The 21,754-nt window shown below is 71.3% G+C and carries 25 protein-coding genes; 18 read left to right on the top strand and 7 right to left on the bottom strand.

Going from position 1 to position 21,754, the window contains the following annotated elements; all coding sequences use genetic code 11:
• The first annotated feature begins 53 nt into the window (after positions 1–53).
• Positions 54–572, top strand: a complete 519-nt coding sequence (locus HB370_RS05415; protein ID WP_030783875.1) for an acetyltransferase — start codon at positions 54–56, stop codon at positions 570–572.
• Between the two features lie 33 nt (positions 573–605).
• Entirely contained in the window at positions 606–1,067 is a 462-nt protein-coding gene (locus HB370_RS05410; protein ID WP_037701816.1) for an SRPBCC family protein, read from the top strand.
• A 116-nt stretch (positions 1,068–1,183) separates the two neighbouring features.
• Here HB370_RS05410 and HB370_RS05405 read toward each other — a convergent pair whose 3' ends face one another.
• A complete protein-coding gene (locus HB370_RS05405; RefSeq protein ID WP_030783871.1) occupies positions 1,184–1,618 on the bottom strand; it encodes an SPW repeat protein in 435 nt (144 codons plus the stop codon).
• 540 nt (positions 1,619–2,158) lie between these two features.
• Here HB370_RS05405 and ssuE point away from each other — a divergent pair.
• The gene (gene ssuE / locus HB370_RS05400; RefSeq protein ID WP_030783868.1) at positions 2,159–2,719 is read left to right on the top strand and encodes an NADPH-dependent FMN reductase; all 561 of its coding nucleotides are present in this window, start codon (positions 2,159–2,161) and stop codon (positions 2,717–2,719) included.
• 42 nt (positions 2,720–2,761) lie between these two features.
• Complete coding sequence (locus tag HB370_RS05395; RefSeq protein WP_030783867.1) at positions 2,762–3,904, top strand: LLM class flavin-dependent oxidoreductase; 1,143 nt, start codon at positions 2,762–2,764, stop codon at positions 3,902–3,904.
• Between the two features lie 28 nt (positions 3,905–3,932).
• Here HB370_RS05395 and HB370_RS05390 read toward each other — a convergent pair whose 3' ends face one another.
• On the bottom strand, positions 3,933–5,063 hold the full coding sequence (locus HB370_RS05390; protein WP_030783864.1) for an acyl-CoA dehydrogenase family protein: 1,131 nt from the start codon (positions 5,061–5,063) through the stop codon (positions 3,933–3,935).
• A 216-nt stretch (positions 5,064–5,279) separates the two neighbouring features.
• Between HB370_RS05390 and HB370_RS05385 the strand changes: the two genes are divergently transcribed.
• The 3 genes from HB370_RS05385 to HB370_RS05375 all read left to right on the top strand — a co-directional run bounded on the left by HB370_RS05385 (position 5,280) and on the right by HB370_RS05375 (position 8,547).
• Complete coding sequence (locus HB370_RS05385) at positions 5,280–6,602, top strand: aldehyde dehydrogenase family protein (RefSeq protein ID WP_030783855.1); 1,323 nt, start codon at positions 5,280–5,282, stop codon at positions 6,600–6,602.
• Between the two features lie 339 nt (positions 6,603–6,941).
• Entirely contained in the window at positions 6,942–7,607 is a 666-nt protein-coding gene (locus HB370_RS05380) for a chitinase (protein ID WP_244406009.1), read from the top strand.
• 34 nt (positions 7,608–7,641) lie between these two features.
• Positions 7,642–8,547: an aldo/keto reductase gene (locus HB370_RS05375; protein ID WP_030783852.1), complete on the top strand. Its 906-nt coding sequence runs from the start codon at positions 7,642–7,644 to the stop codon at positions 8,545–8,547.
• Between the two features lie 175 nt (positions 8,548–8,722).
• Here HB370_RS05375 and HB370_RS05370 read toward each other — a convergent pair whose 3' ends face one another.
• Entirely contained in the window at positions 8,723–9,526 is an 804-nt protein-coding gene (locus tag HB370_RS05370; RefSeq protein ID WP_030783851.1) for an endonuclease, read from the bottom strand.
• Positions 9,527–9,870: 344 nt separating this feature from the next.
• Here HB370_RS05370 and HB370_RS05365 point away from each other — a divergent pair, with 344 nt between their 5' ends.
• The 3 genes from HB370_RS05365 to HB370_RS05355 all read left to right on the top strand — a co-directional run bounded on the left by HB370_RS05365 (position 9,871) and on the right by HB370_RS05355 (position 11,939).
• Positions 9,871–10,131, top strand: coding sequence for a helix-turn-helix domain-containing protein (locus tag HB370_RS05365; RefSeq protein ID WP_280117789.1), 261 nt, complete (start codon positions 9,871–9,873; stop codon positions 10,129–10,131).
• A gap of 332 nt (positions 10,132–10,463) precedes the next feature.
• A complete protein-coding gene (locus HB370_RS05360; RefSeq protein WP_051815706.1) occupies positions 10,464–11,354 on the top strand; it encodes a serine protease in 891 nt (296 codons plus the stop codon).
• A gap of 69 nt (positions 11,355–11,423) precedes the next feature.
• The gene (locus HB370_RS05355) at positions 11,424–11,939 is read left to right on the top strand and encodes a hypothetical protein (RefSeq protein ID WP_157855575.1); all 516 of its coding nucleotides are present in this window, start codon (positions 11,424–11,426) and stop codon (positions 11,937–11,939) included.
• Between the two features lie 249 nt (positions 11,940–12,188).
• Here the strand turns inward: HB370_RS05355 and HB370_RS05350 are convergent, their stop codons facing one another.
• The gene (locus tag HB370_RS05350; RefSeq protein ID WP_030783836.1) at positions 12,189–12,647 is read right to left on the bottom strand and encodes a pyridoxamine 5'-phosphate oxidase family protein; all 459 of its coding nucleotides are present in this window, start codon (positions 12,645–12,647) and stop codon (positions 12,189–12,191) included.
• 246 nt (positions 12,648–12,893) lie between these two features.
• Between HB370_RS05350 and HB370_RS05345 the strand changes: the two genes are divergently transcribed.
• The 4 genes from HB370_RS05345 to HB370_RS05330 all read left to right on the top strand — a co-directional run bounded on the left by HB370_RS05345 (position 12,894) and on the right by HB370_RS05330 (position 16,070).
• Entirely contained in the window at positions 12,894–13,298 is a 405-nt protein-coding gene (locus HB370_RS05345; protein WP_078637545.1) for a hypothetical protein, read from the top strand.
• Positions 13,273–13,830 carry a GNAT family N-acetyltransferase gene (locus tag HB370_RS05340; protein WP_051815745.1) on the top strand — a complete coding sequence of 186 codons (558 nt, stop codon included), beginning with the start codon at positions 13,273–13,275 and terminating at the stop codon, positions 13,828–13,830. The genes HB370_RS05345 and HB370_RS05340 overlap by 26 nt, the downstream gene beginning before the upstream one ends.
• 735 nt (positions 13,831–14,565) lie before the next feature.
• Positions 14,566–14,961 carry a VOC family protein gene (locus HB370_RS05335; protein WP_030783829.1) on the top strand — a complete coding sequence of 132 codons (396 nt, stop codon included), beginning with the start codon at positions 14,566–14,568 and terminating at the stop codon, positions 14,959–14,961.
• A gap of 38 nt (positions 14,962–14,999) precedes the next feature.
• Entirely contained in the window at positions 15,000–16,070 is a 1,071-nt protein-coding gene (locus HB370_RS05330; RefSeq protein WP_030783826.1) for an adenosine deaminase, read from the top strand.
• Here HB370_RS05330 and HB370_RS05325 read toward each other — a convergent pair.
• On the bottom strand, positions 16,052–16,567 hold the full coding sequence (locus HB370_RS05325; RefSeq protein ID WP_030783823.1) for a DUF664 domain-containing protein: 516 nt from the start codon (positions 16,565–16,567) through the stop codon (positions 16,052–16,054). The two genes, HB370_RS05330 and HB370_RS05325, sit on opposite strands and share 19 nt — an antisense overlap.
• A 58-nt stretch (positions 16,568–16,625) precedes the next feature.
• On the bottom strand, positions 16,626–17,507 hold the full coding sequence (locus tag HB370_RS05320) for a LysR substrate-binding domain-containing protein (RefSeq protein ID WP_030783821.1): 882 nt from the start codon (positions 17,505–17,507) through the stop codon (positions 16,626–16,628).
• A 112-nt stretch (positions 17,508–17,619) separates the two neighbouring features.
• On the opposite strand from HB370_RS05320, the gene mgrA reads away from it, so the two are divergent.
• The 3 genes from mgrA to HB370_RS05305 all read left to right on the top strand — a co-directional run bounded on the left by mgrA (position 17,620) and on the right by HB370_RS05305 (position 19,937).
• Entirely contained in the window at positions 17,620–18,612 is a 993-nt protein-coding gene (gene mgrA, locus HB370_RS05315) for an L-glyceraldehyde 3-phosphate reductase (RefSeq protein ID WP_030783818.1), read from the top strand.
• Positions 18,613–18,922: 310 nt separating this feature from the next.
• The gene (locus tag HB370_RS05310; RefSeq protein WP_030783815.1) at positions 18,923–19,333 is read left to right on the top strand and encodes a hypothetical protein; all 411 of its coding nucleotides are present in this window, start codon (positions 18,923–18,925) and stop codon (positions 19,331–19,333) included.
• Between the two features lie 151 nt (positions 19,334–19,484).
• Positions 19,485–19,937 carry an ATP-binding protein gene (locus HB370_RS05305; protein WP_030783812.1) on the top strand — a complete coding sequence of 151 codons (453 nt, stop codon included), beginning with the start codon at positions 19,485–19,487 and terminating at the stop codon, positions 19,935–19,937.
• 98 nt (positions 19,938–20,035) lie between these two features.
• Here HB370_RS05305 and HB370_RS05300 read toward each other — a convergent pair whose 3' ends face one another.
• Positions 20,036–20,926, bottom strand: a complete 891-nt coding sequence (locus HB370_RS05300; RefSeq protein WP_030783810.1) for an RNA polymerase sigma factor SigF — start codon at positions 20,924–20,926, stop codon at positions 20,036–20,038.
• A 291-nt stretch (positions 20,927–21,217) separates the two neighbouring features.
• Here HB370_RS05300 and HB370_RS05295 point away from each other — a divergent pair, with 291 nt between their 5' ends.
• A complete protein-coding gene (locus tag HB370_RS05295) occupies positions 21,218–21,610 on the top strand; it encodes a helix-turn-helix transcriptional regulator (RefSeq protein ID WP_030783808.1) in 393 nt (130 codons plus the stop codon).
• Positions 21,611–21,754 lie beyond the last annotated feature (144 nt).

The following is a 21,754-nucleotide window of genomic DNA, read 5'->3' as shown; positions in this document are numbered from 1 at the left end:
AGAACACGAACGAGAACACGACCGAGAACGCGACCGGGAACACGGCCGAGAACATGGCCGCGGACCTCGCCGTCCGCCCCGCGACCCCCGACGACCGGCCCGCCGTGGAGCGGCTGTGGCTGATGTTCCGCCACGATCTGTCCGAGTTCCAGGGCGGCCTGCCCGCCGCCGACGGCGGCTTCCGCAACGAGTGGGTGGCGTCCGCCTTCACCGGGCCCGGCTGGGCACCGTACCTGCTGACGTACGGCGACCGCCTCGCCGGGCTGGCGTTCGTCCGCGGGCTCGACGGCCCGGTACGCGTGCTGAACAGCTTCTTCGTGGTGCGTGGTGCCCGGCGCCGGGGCATCGGGCTGCGGGCCGCGCGCGAGGTGCTCATCCGGCACCCCGGGCCGTGGGAGATCGCCTACCAGGAGGACAACCCGGCCGCGGCGCGCTTCTGGGCCCGGGTCGCCACGGAACTCGCCGGCGACGCCTGGACCCGCGAGCCGCGCCCGGTGCCGGGCCGGCCGGGGCTGCCGCCGGACGTGTGGATCTCCCTCACCGTGCCGGCCCTTCCCGACGCGGACCTTTGACAGCGGACGATCACCTCGACAGCTTGGGCGACCATGACCGAGCAACCCGGCTTCGTGTACGTCATCTACATCGCGAGCACTCCCGAGAGACTCTGGGAGGCGCTCACCGACGCCGATCTGACGGCCGTCTACTGGGGGCACCGGAACGTCTCCGACTGGCGGCCCGGTTCCCGCTGGGAGCATGTGCGCGCCGACGGCTCCGGCGTCGCCGACGCGGTCGGCCGGGTGGTGGAGAGCGAGCCGCCAGCCCGGCTGGTGACCACCTGGGCCGCGCCCGGTGAGGAGGGGCGCGAGGACCGGCACTCCAGGGTCACCTTCGAGATCCGGCCGTACGAGGACATCGTCCGGCTGACCGTCACGCACGACGGCCTGGGCGATGAGCGCGAGCGTTCCGCCGTCGCGTCCGGCTGGCCGGCCGTGCTGTCCAACCTCAAATCGCTGCTGGAGACCGGCCGGCCACTGCCGCAGGAGCCGTGGCGGGTGCCGGCCGGCTGACCGGGGACAAGGGGAGGCCGGTCCGTCCGGCGGACCGGCCTCGATGTTCTTCTTCGTTTCCGATGTTCCCGTCTCCTTTCCTCGGTCTTCTCTTTCGTGGTCGGGGGATCCGCGTGCTACGGCCTGGGAGTGCTCTTCGCGGCCGTGCCGGCGCACACCAGTCCGAGGACGAGGGCCAGGGCTCCGATGACGATGTTGTTGACGATGACGCCCGCGTCCGGGCGGCTGCCCACGATCCACGGGGCGATGATCATCCAGATGCCCATGGCACACATGGCCCAGCTCAGGCCGTACATGCGCTCGGGCGCCCGGGTGAATCCCAGGGCCAGCAGGCCGATCGCGATGCCCACGATCAGATTGTGGGTGACCAGGGCCGGCTGGCTCGCCGTGTAGTGCAGGATCCACGGGGACGCGGCACAGTACAGGCCGAGCAGGAACACCGGCCCGTCCACGAGCGCCACATCACGACCACCGAGCACGCGGGCGTAGCGGTCCCGCATCTCGGAGACATCGGGGTGGCTCGAGAGGTCACCCCTGTGCAAGTCGGCCATGACTCGTCTCCTTCGACTTCGCAGGCCGGACCGGGTCCGGTCCGGTGCAGGGCGAGTGCGCCATATGGACCATTTTGCCCTTACTTTCGGCTTATGTGTAGAGGGCGGGAAGGGTGCTCCGGAACGCCCTCCGGAGATCGGACGGAGGGCACGAACTCCACCGGGCCCCGAAGGGGTCCGCGATACGAGAACGGCAGCGATCTCCTTGACGGTCGTCGCAGGCTGCTGCCACGATCGATGGCATGACCATGCGACTGGATCTCACGCGGCGACGCCATGTCGATCTCGCACGCGTCTCCAGCGCCTCCTGTCGCGCCGCGGGCTGAACCGCCCTCCTTCTCCTTCTCCTCCGGGCGTCCGGCGCGACTGAACTCCCTCCGTCTTCCAGCGGATTCGGCGTGCCCGGCGTCCCGTCGAGCGATTCCGCAACAGGGGTTCCGCGTGCCCGGTCCGGCTCGGGACGCGGTGCTCCCGACCGTCTTCTCCCCGGGCGCCCCACTCGCGTACGGCCGTCCGGCGCACCCCAGAAACGAGACACCCATGGCCACCGTCCTGTCCGTCTCCGGAAGCCCCTCCGCCTCCTCGCGCACCAGCCTCCTGCTGCGCCACCTGGACCAGCGGCTCATCGCCCAGGGCCACGAGGTGATCCCGCTCGATGTCCGCACCATCCCGGCCGAGGCCCTGCTCGGCGCGGACTTCCGGCACCCCGCCATCGTCGAGGCCGCGGAGCTGTTCGCCCGCGCCGACGGCGTCGTGGTCGGCACGCCCGTCTACAAGGCGTCGTACTCCGGCGTCCTCAAGGCGCTCCTGGACCTGCTCCCGCAGTTCGCGCTCACCGGCAAGACCGTGCTCCCGCTGGCCACCGGCGGCTCCACCGCGCATGTCCTCGCCATCGACTACGCCCTGCGGCCGGTGCTGAACTCCATGGGTGCCGCGCACATAGTCCAGGGCTGGTTCACCCTCGACAAGGACATCACCGTGCGGAAGGACGGCTCCGTGGCCGTCGCACCGGCCACCGCCGAGGCCCTGGGGCACGTGGTGGACCAGTTCGCCGCCGCCCTGGACCGCACGCCCGTACCGGCGGTGGCGACCGCGAGCTGAGCGGCCCGCCCACCCCACGGACACAAGCGATCGGAGACCCCCGTGTCCCTCACCTTCCACTGGTTCCTGCCCACCAACGGCGACAGCCGTGATGTCGTCGGCGGCGGCCACGGCACCCCGGCGACCGCCTCCGGCCGGGACCGGCCTCCGACGGTCGCCTATCTGAGCCAGATCGCGCGCGCCGCCGAGGAGTTGGGCTTCGTGGCCGCGCTCACCCCGACCGGCGCCTGGTGCGAGGACGCGTGGCTGACCACCGCCATGGTCAGTCAGCACACCGAACGGCTGAAGTTCCTCGTGGCCTTCCGGCCCGGCTTCGTCTCGCCGACGCTCGCCGCGCAGATGGCGGCGACGTTCCAGCGGCAGACCGGGGGACGGCTGCTGCTCAACGTCGTCACCGGAGGGGAGAGCCGGGAACAGCGGGCCTACGGCGATTTCCTCGACAAGGACGCCAGATACCGCCGCACCGGCGAATTCCTGCACGTGGTACGGGAGTTGTGGGAGGGCAAGAGCGTCGACCTGGACGGGGAGCACCTGCGGGTCGAGGAGGCGCGGCTCAGCCGGGTGCCCGATCCGGTGCCCGAGGTGTACTTCGGCGGCTCCTCACCGGCCGCCGGCGAGGTCGCGGCCCGCTACGCCGATGTGTACCTCACCTGGGGCGAGCCGCCCGCGCAGGTCGCCGGGAAGATCGCCTGGATCCGCGGGCTCGCCGCCGCGCACGGCCGTACCCCGCGCTTCGGCATCCGGTTGCACGTCATCACGCGGGACACGGCGGCGCAGGCCTGGGCGGAGGCGGACCGGCTGCTCGACGGCTTCGACCCGGAGACCGTACGGGCCGTGCAGGAGGGACTCGGCCGCAGCGAGTCGGAGGGGCAGCGGCGCATGCTCGCGCTGCACGGCGGCAGCCGGGACGGCCTGGAGATCCACCCCAACCTGTGGGCCGGGATCGGGCTGGTGCGGGGCGGCGCGGGGACGGCACTGGTCGGCAGTCACGAGGAGGTGGCCGAGCGCATCAAGGAGTACCACGCCCTCGGCGTCGACGAGTTCGTCCTCTCCGGCTATCCGCACCTGGAGGAGGCGTACTGGTTCGGCGAGGGCGTGCTGCCCCGGCTTGCCGCGCAGGGACTGTGGACCCACCCCGGCGGGCGAGCGCCTGCCGCCGCACCGGAGACACCGGTCGCGATCTGACCAGCGGAGCGCGTTCCGGCGGGCAGGCTCAGGTGTTCCGTTCCCCGGTGTCCGCCGGCGCCCCGCTCAAGGCCCTCAGATGTGCCGCGCGTGACTCGGCGGTCTGGCCCTGTACCAGCAGGAACAGCCCCTCCCGTGCGAGGCGTTGGGCGCGGCCGGTCAGGGACATCGCGCGGCCGCCGCCGGCCACCACCGCAGCCGTGGTGGCCGTACGCAGCAGCTCGTAGGCATCCGAGCGCACCGCCAGCCGTTCCCCCACCCACGCGTCCACCGCCCTCGCCTCCGACTCCGCCCCTCTGGTGCGCCTCGCCGTGGCCGGACGCCCCGTCCACCCCTCGGGCGGCGGCTCGTCCGCCAGCTCGTACGCCCTGCGGCGGATCCCGGCGAGGCGGCCGCGGAGCGGGGCGGCCGTGTCCGTGTCCAGCAGGGAGAGCGCGGCCTGCGTCACGCCGAAGACCGCCGGGCTGGTGTGCAGCGTCCTGATCCGGTCCCCGGCGGCCCAGCGGTCGTACGGCGCGCGCAGGGCCACCGCCTCCGCGGGCAGCCACAGGCCGTCCAGCTCCAGCGACACCGTGCGCGCGGCGGTGAGGGCGGCCAGCCGCATCGGCTCCGAGGCCCGCAGCCCCGGCTGCTCGCGGGCCTCGGCGAAGGCGAACAGCACCTCGCCGGAGTCGGTGACCCCGGCCAGCAGCATCACGTCGTTCAGACCCCAGCCGGTGTACCAGGGCACCGTCCCGTCGAACCGCCAGCCGCCGCGCTCCGGCCGGACCCGTACCGGGCGGCGCGGATACGACCGCAGCTGCGCGTACGCCACCCCGGACAGCAGCTCCCCGCGGGACAACGGGCCCAACAGTCTTTCCCGCACCGGGTGTTCGCTCCGCGCCAGGGTCTGCACCGGCGTGTGGTGCTGGGTCTGCACGAACCAGGTCGCACCGCACGCCCCGGCCAGGATCTCCGCGACCTCCCGCGCCACGGCGGGCGGCGCCCCCGCGCCCCCGTGGTCCGCCGGCGCGGTCACCCCGAGCAGGCCCGACCGCTTCACCGCCTCGATATGTCCCGGGGGCACCCCCTCCTGGTCGACCCGCTCGGCCTCGGGGGCGAGCAGGTCCTCGGCGAGGCGGCGGGCGCGGACGACGAGCGGATGCGCAGTGAGATCCATGCGGGAGATTCTTCCGGGCCTTCGGGATGTATGTCGGCGGGCCCGGCCTGCGGCGGTCGGTGCCGGGCATTGTCGGCGTACAGCGGACCGGGCGTCGTCGGCATCGGAAGGCCGATGTGACCCTCGCCACTCCGCCGGTCCCGCCGGAATGAACTTGAGGACATGAAAGGTTGCTAAATGCATCCGACTGTTCCTACGTGATCCATCCGAGGCACCGTGAACCACTCCCTGCCCGAGCGGCCCGCCGACGTCGTGGCCCGGCTGCGCGCCACCTTCGCCACCGGTCGTACGAAGTCCGTCGACTGGCGTACCGACCAGCTGCGCCGGATGCGCGCCCTGCTCACGGAGCGCGGCGCCGACCTCGCCGCCGCCCTCCGCGCCGACCTCGGCAAGAGCGACACCGAGGCCTATCGCACCGAGATCGACTTCACCGTCCGCGAGATCGACCACACGCTGGAGCACCTGGCGGACTGGCTGCGCCCCGAGCCCGCGCCCGTACCGCCGCACCTGGGCGCCGACGCCACGGCCTGGACGCAGTACGACCCGCTCGGCGTCGTCCTCGTCATCGCGCCCTGGAACTACCCGGCGCAGCTCCTGCTCGCGCCCATGGTCGGCGCGCTGGCCTCCGGAAACGCGGTCGTCGCCAAGCCGAGCGAGCTGGCCCCGGCCACCTCCGCCGCGCTGGCGGAGCTGATCCCGGCCTACCTGGACCCGGACGCGGTCGCGGTGGTCGAGGGCGGTGTCCCGGAGACCACGGCCCTGCTGGCCGAGCGCTTCGACCACATCTTCTACACCGGCAACGGCACCGTCGGCCGTATCGTCATGCGGGCCGCCGCCGAGCACCTCACGCCGGTCACCCTCGAACTGGGCGGAAAGTCCCCGGTGTTCGTGGACCGCGGCACCGACCTGGAGGTGGTCGCGGACCGGCTCGCCCGCGGCAAGTTCCTCAACGCGGGCCAGACCTGCGTCGCCCCCGACTACGTCCTGACCGACCCGGAGACCGCACCGGCCCTGGAGGCCGCGCTGGTCCGCGCGGTCGAGAAGCTGTTCGGCACCGATCCGGCGCGCTCGCCGGAGTACGGCCGGATCGTCAACGAGCGGCACTTCGACCGGCTGTCCGGCCTGCTCGGCTCCGGCCGGGTCGCCGTCGGCGGCGTCGGAGACCGGGCGACGAAGTACCTCGCGCCGACCGTCCTCGCCGACGTCGACCCCGCCTCGCCCGTCATGCGGGAGGAGATCTTCGGTCCGATCCTGCCGATCGTCACCGTGTCCGGCCTGGACGAGGCCATCGGTTTCATCAACGACCGCGACAAGCCCCTGGCCCTGTACGTCTTCAGCGAGTCGGACGAGACCCGGGCGCGCATCGCGTCCGAGACCTCCTCGGGCGGCCTCGGACACGGCCTGCCCGTCGCCCATCTCACCGTCTCCGACCTGCCGTTCGGCGGGGTGGGGGAGAGCGGTATGGGCAACTACCACGGCCGCTACTCCATCGAGACGTTCAGCCACCGCAAGGCCGTCCTGGTGAAGCCGCTGAGCTGACCGTCCGCACGCCTCTCGAACCCGGCCGCGCGTCCCCTTGGGCCTGGCCGTGCATGCCATCCGGGCCCGGCCGCGCCTCCCTTGGGTCTGGCTGTGCGCGCCTCTCGGGTCCGGCCGCACGCACGGCCGGGCCCGACTTGCCCGCGCCGCAAGGAAGTTCACGTCCCGGTCGTACGTGATCGACTGGTCTAAACCCTTGACTGGTACATACCAAAGCGGTTGAGTGTGCCCAACCCCCCACCACGGCCGCTCCCCGACTCCGGCGGGCGCGGCCGTGCCGTACAAAGGAGTTGGTCCGTGTCGAAACACCGCATCGCCGCGCTCCTGGCCTCGCTCGCGATCGGCGGCTCCGCCCTGGCGTTCCAGGCGTCCCCGGCCTCCGCCGCCGGTTTCGTGGTCAGCGAGTCGCAGTTCAACCAGATGTTTCCGAACCGGAATTCCTTCTACACCTACAGCGGCCTGACCGCCGCGCTCGGCGCCTACCCCGCCTTCGCGAACACCGGCAGCGACACCGTGCGCAAGCAGGAGGCCGCCGCCTTCCTCGCCAACGTCAGCCACGAGACCGGCGGACTGGTGTACATCGTCGAGCAGAACACCGCCAACTACCCGCACTACTGCGACCAGAGCCAACCCTACGGCTGTCCGGCGGGCCAGGCGGCGTACTACGGGCGCGGCCCCATCCAGCTGTCCTGGAACTTCAACTACAAGGCCGCCGGCGACGCGCTCGGCATCGACCTGCTCAACAATCCCAACCTGGTGCAGAACAACGCGTCCGTCGCCTGGAAGACCGGCCTGTGGTACTGGAACACACAGTCCGGGCCCGGCACCATGACCCCGCACAACGCCATGGTGAACGGCGCCGGGTTCGGCCAGACCATCCGCAGCATCAACGGCTCACTGGAGTGCGACGGCAAGAACCCCGCACAGGTGCAGAGCCGGGTCTCCGCCTACCAGCGCTTCGCCCAGATCCTCGGGGTCGCGCCGGGAGCCAACCTGTACTGCTGACGTGGGGCGGGGCGCCGTGTGCGAGACTCCGCCGATGACCACGGAAACGATCACCGCGGACGCCTCCGGCACCTTCGGGCTGGGTGATCTGCCCGTCCACCGCATCGGCTTCGGCACCATGCGGCTGACGGGCAGCGCCGCCTTCCACCACGGCACCCCGAGCGACCGGCAACGGTCGCTGGCGGTGCTGCGCAAGGCCGTCGAACTCGGGGTGAACCACATCGACACGGCGGCCTTCTACTTCTCCTCGCTGCGTTCCGCCAACGAACTCGTCAACACCGCGCTGTCCCCGTACCCCGACGACCTCGTCATCGCCACCAAGGTCGGCCCCTACCGCGACTACCACGGCGCGTGGGGCACCTCCGCCCGTCCCGACGAGCTGCGCGGCCATGTCGAGGAGAACCTGCGCCAGCTCGGACGGGACCATCTCGACCTCGTCTATTTGCGCCGGATGCGCCAGGACTCCATCGCCGAACACTTCGGCGCCCTCGCCGAGTTGCGCACGGCGGGACTCATCCGGCACCTCGGGATCTCCGCCGTGGAACCCCGGCACCTCACCGAGGCGCTGCGGATCGCCCCGGTGGTCTCCGTCCAGAACCGGTACGCCCTGGACCGGCCCGACCCGGCCGGCGACGAGCTGCTGCGGCTGTGCGGCGAGCACGGCATCGCCTTCGTCCCCTTCTACGCCGTGGCCGGAGAGGCCGGAGAGAGCGGTGCGACGGCCGCGCACGACGACGCGGTGCTCTCCGTGGCCCGCGCCCACGACGTGACTCCCGCGCAGGTCCGCATCGCCTGGACACTGCACCAGGGCCCGCACGTCCTCGCCATCCCCGGCACCGGCAACCCCGACCACCTGACCGAGAACGTCGCCGCCGGAGCGCTGCGGCTCACCACCGCGGAGCTGACCCGCCTCGACCAGGCCCGCACACAGACGACCTGACCGCCGTGGACACGGCTGAACGAGGCGCGGGCACGACGCGGTCCGACCAGCCGGCTCTGGCCATCTCACCCGGGTCGAGCACTGGACACCGATCGGCCCGACATCGCAGAGAAGGCGTGGTGCGCCCTGCCCGCGGTCGTGCCGACCGGATGCTGCCCGGTGTGACCGGCCCGTCCTACCAGATCGCCTCCACCCACTCGGGGTGGTCGATGAACGGGTTCCGGTTCCTCTGGTAGGTGTCGTAGATGACCTGGTTGCGGCGCTCTTCGAAGGTGTCCGGCGGGTCCTCGTCGTTCCACTGCTTGAGCACCGACAGCCGGCCCATGTAGGGGTTGCTGCTGTTGCTGACGCTGTCGTTGCCCTCCAGGTCGGCCCAGCCGTCGCCGCCTTCGTAGCGGACGATCATGTAGAAGATCATGCGCGCCACGTCGCCCTTGACGGCGTCGCGCGGCTCGAAGGAGTTGGAGTCGGTGAGGCTGCCACCGGAGTTGGTGAAGCCGCTGCCGCCGTTGTCGAAGTCCTTGTTGCCCCGGATGCCGTTGACCTGGACGTCCTCCGGGCGGATGTGGTGCAGGTCGGTGCCCGGACCGGTGGAGGTCGTCAGGTCGCCGTGCGAGATGGCCCACACGTGCTCGCGGTTCCAGTCGCCGACGTCACCGCCGTTGAGCGTCTTGCTGCGGGAGATGCCCGAGTACAGCAGTTTGACGTTGTTGCTGTTGGCCGGGTCCTGGTCGGTGACCTTCAGTGCCTCCCAGAGCGCCGAGTAGGACAGTTTGGTCTGACTGCTGATGATGGTGTGCAGCGAGGACTTGAGGCTGGTGCCCGTCTTGCCCACGGCGTTCTTGTAGTACGTCGAGTCGTACGCCGTCGTGGTCGCCGCGGCGGGGGTGGCGGTGAGGGCGGGGGAGGTGAGGCCGACCAGGACGGCGGCCGTGGCGAATGCCACTGACTTCCAGCGGCGGGTGCGTATCGTCGGCATGTGGGGTCCCATCTACGCGGGTTGAACGGGGGCGGCATCCGGGAGAGTGGCATGGACATGCAGTCAAATGGGTGACGGGTGAGTGTCGGTTGGATGACGGGAGTGGACAACTCACGCTTCCCTGTGCGAGACCGGCCGCCCGAGCGGTGCCGGACAGAGGTTCGGGGGCCGTCGTGGCGAGATCGGTGGTCCTGTGGGGGACGGACATGGACGGTGGACCGGTCGCTGCGCCGCCACGACCCCGAACCCGTCAACAGCGCCGGCGCCCCCGTGTCCCGGGCGGTGACCGCTCGCGGAAGAATGCGGCGGCGGGGAACATCGCGTCCTTTCCGGGGTAGACGACGATCACAACCGGAGCCGGTCACGGAAGGAGACGAGCCGTGCGGAAGGGCGAACAGATCACGGGTGCGGCGCGTGAGAAGCTCGCGCGGGAGATGAAGGAGCAGTACGAGGGCGGCAGGTCCATACGGGCCATCGCCGAGGCTTACGGCCGGTCGTACGGATTCGTCCACCGCGTCCTCACCGAGACGGAGGTCTCCCTGCGCGGCCGGGGCGGGGAGCAACCGCAGCGGCGCCTCGGCACGGCCGCCCACTCAGGCCGGTAGCCGTCCTCCGCGGGGCGGCGACCCGTCCTCTGCCGGATCAACTCCGTCGTTCGCGTGAGGTGACCAACGCCGGATTCCGGCGTAGTCCAGCGCCGTCCCGGCCGGACTGAAGTCGGCGGCACCCGCGATGTTCCGCGTCCAGTGGCGCTGCGAGACACCGGGTGGGCCTGTCGAGTGGACTCCACCCGACAGGCCCCACCTCGGTGCGCCGGATGACGCTGGACGCCACCTTGATCACGGCCTTCCCTCGACAGGGACGGCTCATCGCGCCGAACGGACGCGGAACATGCCGTCCTGGGGTACTCCCTACCCCGCACAGGCCCGCTGGCCGGATGGATCACTCTCTCTTGATCGCGCAGGCTGGGCACATCGCACCTGCTCGTCCGATCGGAGAATCAGTGTTCAGCTCGAAGTCCTCGCACCGTACGGGGGCGCGCACCGCCGCGGTGGTCCTGGCGGGAGCGGCGTGCGCCGCCGTGATGACCGGCAACGCCGAAGCCATCGTCAACGGGGAGGATTCCACGCAGCGTTACCCGTTCATGGTGTCGATCCCGGTGACGGGTGTGGACGACCCTGCTTTCAAGGGTGTCTGCGGGGGATCGCTGATCGACTCGAAGTGGGTGCTCACGGCTGCCCACTGCGTCGACACGAGGCTTGTCACCCTGGACGGCACCGTCCGGATCGGCAGTGAGTGGAAGAACTCCGGGGGCACGGTCCGGTCCGTCGTGAAGAAGGTGTCCCACCCGGGCTACAGGAACGGCGAGGGCACCGGCCCCAACCGCAACGACGTCGCTCTGATCCGCCTGAACCGCCCGGTCGCCGAGAAGCCCATCCGCGTCGCCGACGAGCCGGGGCGGCCCGGCACCCCGACCCGGGTCTTGGGCTTCGGCACCATCGACGACGCCCCCGACCCCGCCACATGGGTCTTCCCCGACCGACTCCAGGAACTCGACACGCGCAGGGGTGCGGTCTCCGAGTGTGCGCCGGGCTACGCGGACAGCACCCGCCTGTGCACGATCAGCCAGGTGCCCGAGGCCATGGCATGCAACGGCGACTCGGGCGGCCCCCAGCTCCGGCAGGACCGGAAGGGGCGCTGGGAACTCATCGGCGTCACCTCGGGTCCCGGCGCCCCAGGCGTGCGGTGCAGCGAGGGTCCGGGGCTCTACACCAGCGCCTCTGCCTACGCGGGATGGATCCACAAGGTGATGGGCCGCAACGGCTGATTCGGGATGCCAAGAATGACTGGGTCTCCGGCGAGCCGGGTGTCTCCTACTTGTACGAGGGCGCTCATCGTGCTCGCCGTTCTCGCGCTGGCCGCATGCTCACCGGCGCATGAGGGGGGCCGGGCAGCGACTGGAAACGCTCTGGCGACCGACGGGACTCAGTCAAGCGGCACCGTGGGCAATGAGCACGCCCGGGTGGGGGAGATCTGGTACTTCGCTCTCCCCGTGCCGTACAACACGTCGTCGAAGCCCATCGAGATCAAGGGTGTTGCGGTCGAGCACATCCCTTCCGGTATCAGGGTTCTTGAGTATGGTGCCTATGATCTGAACGACACCGAAGGACTTCCGCTTCTCGCTCAAGAAGGCGCGTCGTACACGCCCGAATTCGCGAAACTGAAGAATTACGTCACGCATCCTGTCAAGGTTGCGGCCGGAAAAGAAAGCAATGTCTTCTACCTGGCCAAGATGAAGATCACTGCACCGCCGAAAGATACAGTTCGCGAGTGCCGCTTCGAATACGAGCAGGGCGGCCGGGCGTATACGCAGACACTGGACTGCGAACTCGAACTCAAGGTTTCCGAGTAGAACTCGCGAGGAGCAGCTGACTCCGGTGGCCGGCTGGGCTTTCGCTTCAGCGGTGCGTCGGCGTCCCTCTCCGTTGCCGCTCTTGCCGCGTCGAACACCACCGCGGCGGCACAGGCCGACACAGCCAGTGCGTTCAGACCACCCCCGGCCGTACTGTCGGCGACGACGACCAGCACCGGCTGGTGCCGATGTGCAGCCCTGTCGGTCGTTTCGGAGAGACTGCGAAGTCCGCGCGCCGACCGGCCGGATTCACACGATCCAGGCGCCGTCCCGCATCAGATGCCGGCCGCGCAGCTCGCGCTCCTCGTGCCACGCCTGCACCGCGACCGGCCGGACCTGGAAGAAGGCGTACGCCGGGCTGTCCGCGCGCGGATCCCAGCCCGTCTTCGCCGTGAACGCGTGGGCCGCCGCCTCCGGCACCTCCCCGGCGCCGAAGGCCCGTACCTCCCCGTCGACCAGCACGACGTCCCGGGTGTGACCGAGGGCGAGCCGGGTGCGGCCGCCGTCGCGCAGATTGCGGCCGGTGGGGTTGGTGCCGCGTGTGCACAGCCAGAACGACTCCTCGTGCCAGACGAACCACAGCGGTACGAGACACGGCACACCGTGCGCGTCCGCCGTCGCCACCCAGATGTCGGTCTCCCGCTCCAGCCGTGCCAGCAGGTCGCTCTTGCGCCGGGCCGGAGGGCGGACCCGTTCGTCGATCGTCATGCCCGGCGACGCTACCGGGCCCCGCCCGCCGGCGCCTGGGGCCCGGGTCCGTGCGCACCTCCGACCCCGGGCGTAGGTCCACGTCCCCGGCACGTCCCCGACGCCGTGCTCCACCCGCCCCCGACGGGGGACGGCACCCCGCTGACCACGATGCGTGGACGGCCCTGCGGACTGCCGACGAAGCTCATGCGCGACACAGTCGCGGGTGTGCGCGACATCCCTTGAGTTCCCCTGAACCCTGTCCCCGTGGCCGGGGTGTTCCGGCTCCTTGGGGCGTTCTTCGAGCCGGTGACCTTCGTCCGATCGATCTGTGGTCGGGGCGAAGGCGAGGAGGCTCGGCCGGCCATCGTGGGACATGGAGCCGGAGACGTCGACCTGGGCAACCGGCGCATCACCGTCGGCGGGCACGTCCGCCCGCTCGACGACCTCACCCACCGCGCGGTACTGGACCGGCTCGACCACCGTCGCAGCCGCTGGCCGAACACGGCCAACCCTCACCTGCTGACACCCGGAAGACCGCCGCCGAACTCGGCGCGGGCACTGCTGGAACAGGCAGCCGAGCACTCGACAGGGCCCTCGCCAAAAGAACTTGGCCCGGAGCGCGGAGCCTTGAAGAATGACGGCCATGCGGATTCGACAGGCAGGGCCTGATGACGCCTCGGCGGTCGCTCGTGTCCACGTGCGCTCCTGGCAGGCAGCCTTTGCCGGTCTTGTTCCGCAGCACTACCTCGACGCCATGGACCCGAGCCACGAAGAGTCCCGCTGGAAGTCACGTATCGCAGGGACACGGTGGCCATCGTCGGGAGTGCTGGTAGCCGAAAGCGAGGCGGGGATCGTCGGGTTCGCGAGTTTCGGCCCCTCCGAGGAGAACTCTGCCATCGCGGAAATCGGAACGCTCTACGCGATGCCCGAGGTCTGGGGCGCCGGGATCGGAAAGCAGTTGATGGCGGCAGCCTTGACGACCCTCGGACAGGCTGACTACGCACAGGCCGTCTTGTGGGTAGTCGAAGGCAACGAACGGGCCCGGCGCTTCTACGAGGCCGCCGGTTGGCGTCCCGACGGCACGGCCGTGGTGGACACCACCGGCGGGGCCGCACTCGACAAGTTGCGTTACGGCCACCCCCTCGGTCAACCCGCTTACCCTTTCGGCCGCCCAGCGAGCCAGGAAGCGGCATGCTCGTGAGGTGGAGTCAAACTCGCGGAACCAGGACCGTGAAGCACGGCGCCGGACCCTTGGGTTCCCACCAAGAACCCTTGAGTTCGCGTGAACCCGCGGGACTCACGGTCCTGTTCTCCCCAAGCTACGGCGAAGTGACAAGCAGCCGGTGATCAGCGTCGAGCGCGGCGAGATCCGGGCCGAGTGAGGGCCGTGCGTCCCGGCCGGACGACGTCCGGCCGGGGAGCGTCATCGAAGGCGCGTGCGCGGCGGCGTATGTGCCCGGCCGGCTCAGCGTCGGGGGCCTGCGGCCGCGGCAGCGCGAACCAGGCGGCGCGCCGGGCTCGCGTACGGCGGGGCGGGCACGTCGAGCGCTTCGGCGAGCCGGGGCGCCAGGCGGATGCGGCCGGTGCGGTACGGGGCGGTGACCTCGCCCCTGCCGGTGCGACGCGGATCGTTGACGAGGGCGCTTCACCTGCCCCGTCGTTCGCGACAACCCGTGAAACGTGATCGCGGCAGGTTGGCGCCGTCGGCGCTGGGTGTTTCACAGGCGGCCACTCACGAAACAGCCTGGATGCCGTCGGCTGGTCACCGGCGCCCGCTCGTCCAGAGGTCCGGGCGTCCGGGAAACCCGACGGTACTGGGACACCCGGCCCGGTACCTCCCGCCCACCCCGGAGTGACGCGCGTAGAAAGCGGACTGGCGTCGGGGTAGTTTTACGTATAACCTCACCCGCTAACCGCCCCCCGCCGGAAGGTAGCCATGCGCCGCGTCGCCCTGGTCACCCTCGTCGTCCACGACTACGACGAGGCGATCCGCTTCTACACCGAGGCCCTGGGTTTCCGCCTCGCCGAGGACACCCCGCGGCCCGACGGCTCGCGCTGGGTCGTCGTCGAGCCCGGCGGTGACGGGCCCGGCACCGGGCTGCTGCTGGCCCGCGCCAAGGACGCCGCCCAGAGCGCCCGCGTCGGCGACCAGACCGGCGGACGCGTGGGCTTCTTCCTGCACACCGACGACTTCGCCCGCGACCACTCCCGGATGACCGCCGCCGGCGTGACCTTCCTGGAGGAGCCGCGCCACGAGCCGTACGGCACGGTCGCCGTCTTCCAGGACCTGTACGGCAACCGCTGGGACCTGCTCCAGCCCGCCGCCCACTGACCCGACCCACAGCACCAGCCGAGGAAAACGACACGCCCATGACCGCGTCCCGCATCGACACCGAGACCCTCCGCCGGCTTCCCAAGGCCGTCCTGCACGACCACCTCGACGGCGGCCTGCGCCCCGCCACCGTGGTGGAACTCGCCGCCGCGGTCGGCCACACCCTGCCCACCACCGACCCCGACGAGCTGGCCGCCTGGTACGTCGAGGCCGCCAACTCCGGCGACCTGGTCCGCTACATCGCCACCTTCGAGCACACCCTCGCCGTCATGCAGACCCGCGAGGGCCTGCTGCGCACCGCCGAGGAGTACGTCCTCGACCTCGCCGCCGACGGAGTCGTCTACGCGGAGGTGCGCTACGCCCCCGAGCTGATGCTCAAGGGCGGACTCACCCTGACCGAGGTCGTCGAGGCCGTCCAGGAGGGCCTGGCCGCCGGCATGGCGAAGGCCGCGGCGGCCGGCACCCCCGTCCGGGTCGGCACCCTGCTGTGCGGCATGCGCATGTTCGACCGGGTCCGCGAGGCCGCCGGACTGGCCGTCGCCTACCGGGACGCCGGTGTCGTCGGCTTCGACATCGCCGGAGCCGAGGACGGCTTCCCGCCCGCCGACCACCTCGACGCCTTCGCGTACCTGCGCGCCGAGAGCATGCCCTTCACCATCCACGCCGGCGAGGCGTACGGCCTGCCCAGCATCCACCAGGCGCTCCAGGTGTGCGGCGCCCAGCGCATCGGCCACGGAGTGCGCCTGACCGAGGACATCGTGGACGGCAAGCTCGGCCGGCTCGCCTCCTGGGTGCGCGACCGCCGGATCGCCCTGGAGATGTGCCCCACCTCCAACCTCCAGACCGGCTGTGCCACCTCGATCGCCGAGCACCCCATCACCGCCCTGAAGGACCTGGGCTTCCGGGTCACCCTGAACACCGACAACCGCCTGGTGTCGGGGACGACGATGACCCGTGAGATGTCCCTGCTGGTGGAGCAGGCCGGCTGGACGGTGGAGGACCTGCGCACGGTCACCGTGAACGCCCTCAAGAGCGCGTTCGTCCCGTTCGACGAGCGCACGGCCCTGATCGAGGACGTGGTCCTGCCGGGTTACGCCGCCGCGCTCTGAACCAGCCCCCTGAGGTAGGCGGCCTGTCCGACGTGCTGGAGATCGTCGGACAGGACGCTCACCAGGCGCACGCCCAGGCTGACCGGGGGATCCCAGCGCTCGTCCACGATGCGCTCCAGTTCCTTGGCGGCCAGGGTGCGCAGCACCCCGAGGGTCTGCTCGTGGACGGCGTCGTAGTACCCGGTGAGCAGGCCGGCCGACTCCACCCGCACCTTCGCGACCTGGGCCGGGGTGTGCCCGTAGCCCGTGTCGTGCCGGGGCAGGCCGAGCCCGAACCGCTTCTGCCAGTCCTGGGCGAGCCACACCTGGTCGAGGTCGAAGGCGTCGGCGATGTGATCGTCCTGCACCCGGGTGAGGTGCCAGACCAGCCAGGCGACGCTGTTGGCGTCGGGGGCCGGGCGGTGGTGCAGCTCCTCGGGGCCGAGGCCGTCGAGTACGGCGTGGACTTCTTCCCGGATACGGCCGTAGCCGTCGATGAGGATGTCCTTGGCATGCATACCGACCACCATCGCAAACCGCCGCCGCTCCCGCGCCCGGAATCCGGCGACCGGTGCGTCAGGTGCCCGTCTCGAGCAGGGTGACCAGTGCCCGTGCGGCCGGGCTCGTGGCCCGTTCCGGCGGCAGCAGGGCCACCGTCTCGTACCGCGCCTCGCCCGTGCCCTTCAGCGGCAGCGCCGTGAGCGCCGGCCGCTTGTGCCGGAAGTGCCGGGGCACGACCGCGATCCCCAGATTCTCGTCCACGAGGTCCAGCAGACTGTGCACGTCGTTGACCTCCAGCGCGACCGTGCGCCGGACCCCGGCCGCGGCGAACGCGGCGTCGGTGGTGCGGCGCGGACCCCAGTCGGGGTGGAAGTCCACGAACACCTCACCGGTGAGGTCGCCCGGGCCGAGCACGGCCGGCGCGGCGGCGAGCCGGTGGTCGGGATGGCACAGCACCGTCATCGGCTCGTCGGCCAGCGACACCGAGCGCAGCTGGTCGCTGTCGGCCCGGGTGCGGTAGGCGAAGGCCAGGTCCAGCCGCCCGGCCGCGACCTCCTCCGCCAGCTCGCCCGAACCGGCCTGCCGCAGCCGGATCTCCACATCGGGGTGCCGGCCCCGGAAGGCCGCCAGCAGCTCGGCCACCCGCACCCCGGCGATGCACTGCTCGGTGCCGAGGGCGAGCGTGCCGCGCAGCACCCCCTGCACCGCCGCCACCGCGTCGTGCGCCGCCCGTACCTGGGCCAGGATCCGCTCGGCCTCCACCAGCAGCGCCCGTCCCGCCTCCGTCAGCGTCACCCGGCGCGTGGTCCGGACGAACAGCGGCGCCCGCAACTCCCGCTCCAGCGCCCGGATGGACGCCGACAGACCCGACTGGGACACCATCAGGCGTTCGGCGGCCCGGGTGAAATGCCGGTCCTCGGCGACCGCCACGAAGTGCTGGAGATGGCGCAGTTCCATGATTGAGCAGCCTAGCCGCTGAATCTCATCGGATTCTTCTGTTGGACCGCTGCCCACCGCCCGGGCAACAGTGGAACCGGTAGATCCTGTGCCCACCCCTCATGGAGTCGCGTTGTACACCGCACACCCCGACCGCTACGCCGACATGCCCTACCGGCGCACCGGACGCAGCGGCCTGAAGCTCCCCGCCCTGTCCCTCGGCCTGTGGCACAACTTCGGCCCCGACCGGCCGGTGGAGACCCAGCGGGCCATCCTGCGCCGCGCCTTCGACCTCGGCGTCACGCACTTCGACCTGGCTAACAACTACGGCCCGCCGCCCGGCGCCGCCGAGTCCGCCTTCGGCGCGGCGCTGAAGGACGACTTCGCCCGCTACCGCGACGAGCTGGTGATCTCCACCAAGGCCGGCTATCTGATGTGGCCCGGCCCGTACGGCGAGTGGGGCTCGCGCAAGTACCTGCTCGGCTCGCTCGACCAGAGCCTGAAGCGGATGGGCCTGGACTACGTCGACATCTTCTACTCGCACCGCCCCGACCCGGACACTCCGCTGGAGGAGACGATGGGCGCCCTGCACTCGGCGGTGCAGCAGGGCAAGGCCCTCTACGTCGGCGTCTCCAACTACTCCGCCGAGCAGACCCGCGAGGCCGCCCGCATCCTCGCCGACCTCGGCACCCCGCTCCTCATCCACCAGCCGCGCTACTCGATGCTCGACCGGCGCCCCGAGGACGAGGGCCTGCTCGACGCCCTGGACGAACTCCAGGTCGGCTCCATCGTCTACTCCCCGCTGGAGCAGGGCCTGCTCACCGGCCGCTACCTCGACGGCATCCCCGAGGACTCCCGGGCCGCGAGCGACAGCCCGTTCCTGAACTCGGACGCGGTGACCGAGGACCTGGTCGCCCGGCTGCGCGCGCTGGACGAGCTGGCCAAGTCCCGCGGCCAGACGCTGGCCCAGCTGGCGCTGGCGTGGGTGCTGCGCGGCGGCCGGGTGACGTCCGCGCTGGTCGGCGCGAGCAGCACCCGCCAGATCGAGGACAGCGTCGCGGCCATCGGCAACCTGGAGTTCGACACCGAGGAGCTGGCGCGGATCGACGCCATCGTCAAGCCCTGACGTCCTGCCCCACCGGAACCGTACGAGCCCGGCCGCCCGCCCCGGCGGCCGGGCTCGTACGGTTCGGCGGCCCTCGGGGGCCGCGGGCAGCACACCCGGAGCAGGGCGTTGCCGCACCGCTGGATTCCGGTCAGAGCGGGCGCGGAATATGCCGGGAGACTGGCCGGAAAACATGGTGACAGTGGTTCAGCAGTGAACATACTCGACTGTGCGGGCTTCACTTCCAGCGAGGCCCCGATCACGCACCGCACACGAGCCGCAGCGAAAGCGAGGCCGGCCCGCAGGCGGACGACGCGACGGGGGAGTGCGCATGCACGACGAGTTCCTGTGCCATGTCACCGCGTACGGCACCTGCGGCGGACAGCGTATCGGGGTACCGCTCGGCACCTACCGGGCCCCCACGCTCGCGCTCGCCCTGTGGTGGCTGCGCGACCGGGCGAGCTGGATCGCCGACCGGCTCGACCCCCGCCCGGAGGCCGCGCACTTCCCGCCCGGCGCGCTGGTCCCCGTCGCGGACACCGTGCCCGACGTACCGGCCGTCCTGCGCGCGTGGTGCGGCGACCCGGACCGGCAGGAGCTGGTCGCCGACGAGCTGGCCGCGGGTCGGCTGGTGCGGATCGCGACCGGCGACGACACCACCGAGTACGAGCTGCTCGCGGAGTCCGTCGACGCGGTGCGCATGCAGCGGACCATACCGGCGCTGATCGTCCCCGTCGCCTGACCGCCGCGCCGCCGTGGCATCTCCGTCGGGGGCCGGTGCCCCTGTGCGCGGTCGGCGAACGCCTCGTAGGGACTGCGGGGCCGGGCTCGGGGTACCAGGACTGGAGCGACGGCGACCGGCCGCACCGGGCCTTTTTCCGAGAGAGAACAGCATGACCGAGCACCTGGGCGGGGAAGTGATACCGACTGGCTTCGACGTACCCGTGGAGCCGCTGCGGCGCGCGGCGCACTACACCGGCGCGCCCGGCTGCATCGCCGAGGCACGCGCCTTCGCCGACCGGTTCCTCCAGCAGCTGCGGACCGAGTGGTGCGCCGGCGTCGACGACCGGGCCGGCGGCGAGCTGCTGCTCGTGGTGAGCGAACTGGTCACCAACGCCGACCGGCACAGCAACGGTCCCTACATCCTGGAGCTGGAGGGCACGGACAGCTCGGTCGTGGTGTCCGTGTACGACAGCAGCACCGCTCTGCCCCGCCGTTTCCCGAAGAACCCCGAGCGCGTCGGGCGGCACGGGCTGGAGATCGTGCACGCACTGGCCACCGAGGTCACCGTGGAACGCGTTCCCGTGGGCAAGCGGGTACGGGCCGTCTTTCCTTTGAGCCGCTGAGCCCGTGTGACCCCTGTGGGCGGGCCGGTATCACGACGTGGCTCGCCGGTCCCGGCCGGACGTTGACCCAGCCGGGACGGTGGCCCGGTCCCCGGACGTCAGGCGCAGCCCAGTTCGCCGAGCATGCCCTGGCGCAGCCGGGTGATGATCCGCTTGATCAGCCGGGAGACGTGCATCTGGGAGCACCCCAGCCGCTCCCCGATCTCGGCCTGGGTGGCCTCCTCCACGAACCGCAGATGGATGATCTGCCGGTCGCGTTCGCTCAGCTCCGCCATCAGCGGGGCCAGCGCGTGGAAGTCCTCGACGAGCCGCAGCCCCTCCTCCTCCACGCCGATGAAGTCGGCGAGCACGGCCTCGCCGTCCTCGGGGCCGTCACCGGTGAGCGCGGCGTCCAGGGAGGCGGAGTTGTAGCCGTTCGAGGCCAGCTGGGCCTCGACCACCTCCTTCTCGGGGAGGTTCATCAGCGTGGCCAGCTCCGCGACCGTCGGGTCCCGGTCCAGCCGGCTGGACAGCTCCTCGCGTGCCTTGGCCAGCTCCACCCGCAGCTCCTGGAGCCGACGCGGCACATGGACGGCCCAGGTGGTGTCCCGGAAGAACCGCTTGATCTCGCCGACGATGTACGGCAGCGCGAACGACGTGAACTCGACCTCGCGCGACAGCTCGAACCGGTCGATGGCCTTGATCAGGCCGATCATGCCGGTCTGGACGATGTCCTCCATGTCGTCGCCGCGGCCCCGGAACCGTCCGGCCGCGAACCGCACGAGCGACATGTTCATCTCGATGAGTGTGTTGCGCGCGTATTGGTACTCGTGCGTTCCCTCTTCCAGTTCGGCCAGGCGGCGGAAGAACTGGCGGGACAGCTCCCGGGCGTCGCGCGGTGCGACGGACGCCGGGTCCGTGATGCCAGGCAGAGACCCCTCGCCCGTCCTGTCCTGCTCGGTCTGCTCGACGACCTCGGCTTCCGACCGGATCCCGGCGGCGGTGTTCATTGCCTCTCCCACGAAAGTCACGGTTCGACGTCTCCCTGTACGGCCTCCGGGCCGGCACCCGCATAGGGCCGGCTCCAGTGTCCGGGCAGTCTCCGGCGAGTACCCGCTGTGCGACGGGTCATGCCTGCTCGCGGAGCCGCTCACGGCCCGGGTACCCATGGTGACGCATCGCATGCCCCCGCCGTGCCGCAGTGGCGCGAAACGTCCGGTCGGGCGTGGTCCGGCCCGCGATTTCCCTCAGGGCGCAACGCCCCTCCTTGCCCCGGGCGGCATCGCTCCTAGGCTGACGGGATGAGCAACCCGGTGAGTGACGAAGCCCGAGTGATCCCCCTGCGACCGGCCCCGGCCCGCCCTCAGGCGCCTCGGACCGAGCCCGCCCCAAGGGAACCCCTGTGGCGTGATCTGGTCGGCGAGGTGCTGCGCCGAGAGCGGCGGGAACAGGAGCGCACCCTGAAGGATGTGGCCGACGCGGCCCGGATCTCGCTGCCGTATCTGTCGGAGATCGAGCGGGGCCGCAAGGAGGCGTCGTCCGAGGTCCTCGCGGCCGCCGCGCACGCCCTCGGCCTGAGCCTCGGCGACCTGCTGGCGCGGGCGCACGGCGAGCTGGCCCGCCGTACGGCCGGCCACCACCGGGCGGCGGCCCCGCGGCCCCGTTCGTACCGCGGCCTCTGCCTCGCCGCCTGAGCCCGGCACCGGACGTACAGGGGTCCTGTCTGCCTGCCTGTCGGCAGGCAGGCCGGGCCCCGGCGCCCGGAATCTTTCACCTGTTCGAATGAACCGGTGGCCGGGCCGATGAGTTCCGCGGCGCGGAACGGTCTGCCTCCATGA

It is taken from the genome of Streptomyces sp. DSM 40868 (assembly GCF_011820545.1).
In the GTDB taxonomy this organism is placed as follows: Bacteria; Actinomycetota; Actinomycetes; order Streptomycetales; family Streptomycetaceae; genus Streptomyces; species Streptomyces eurythermus.
This window is presented reverse-complemented; position numbering and strand designations above follow the sequence as displayed.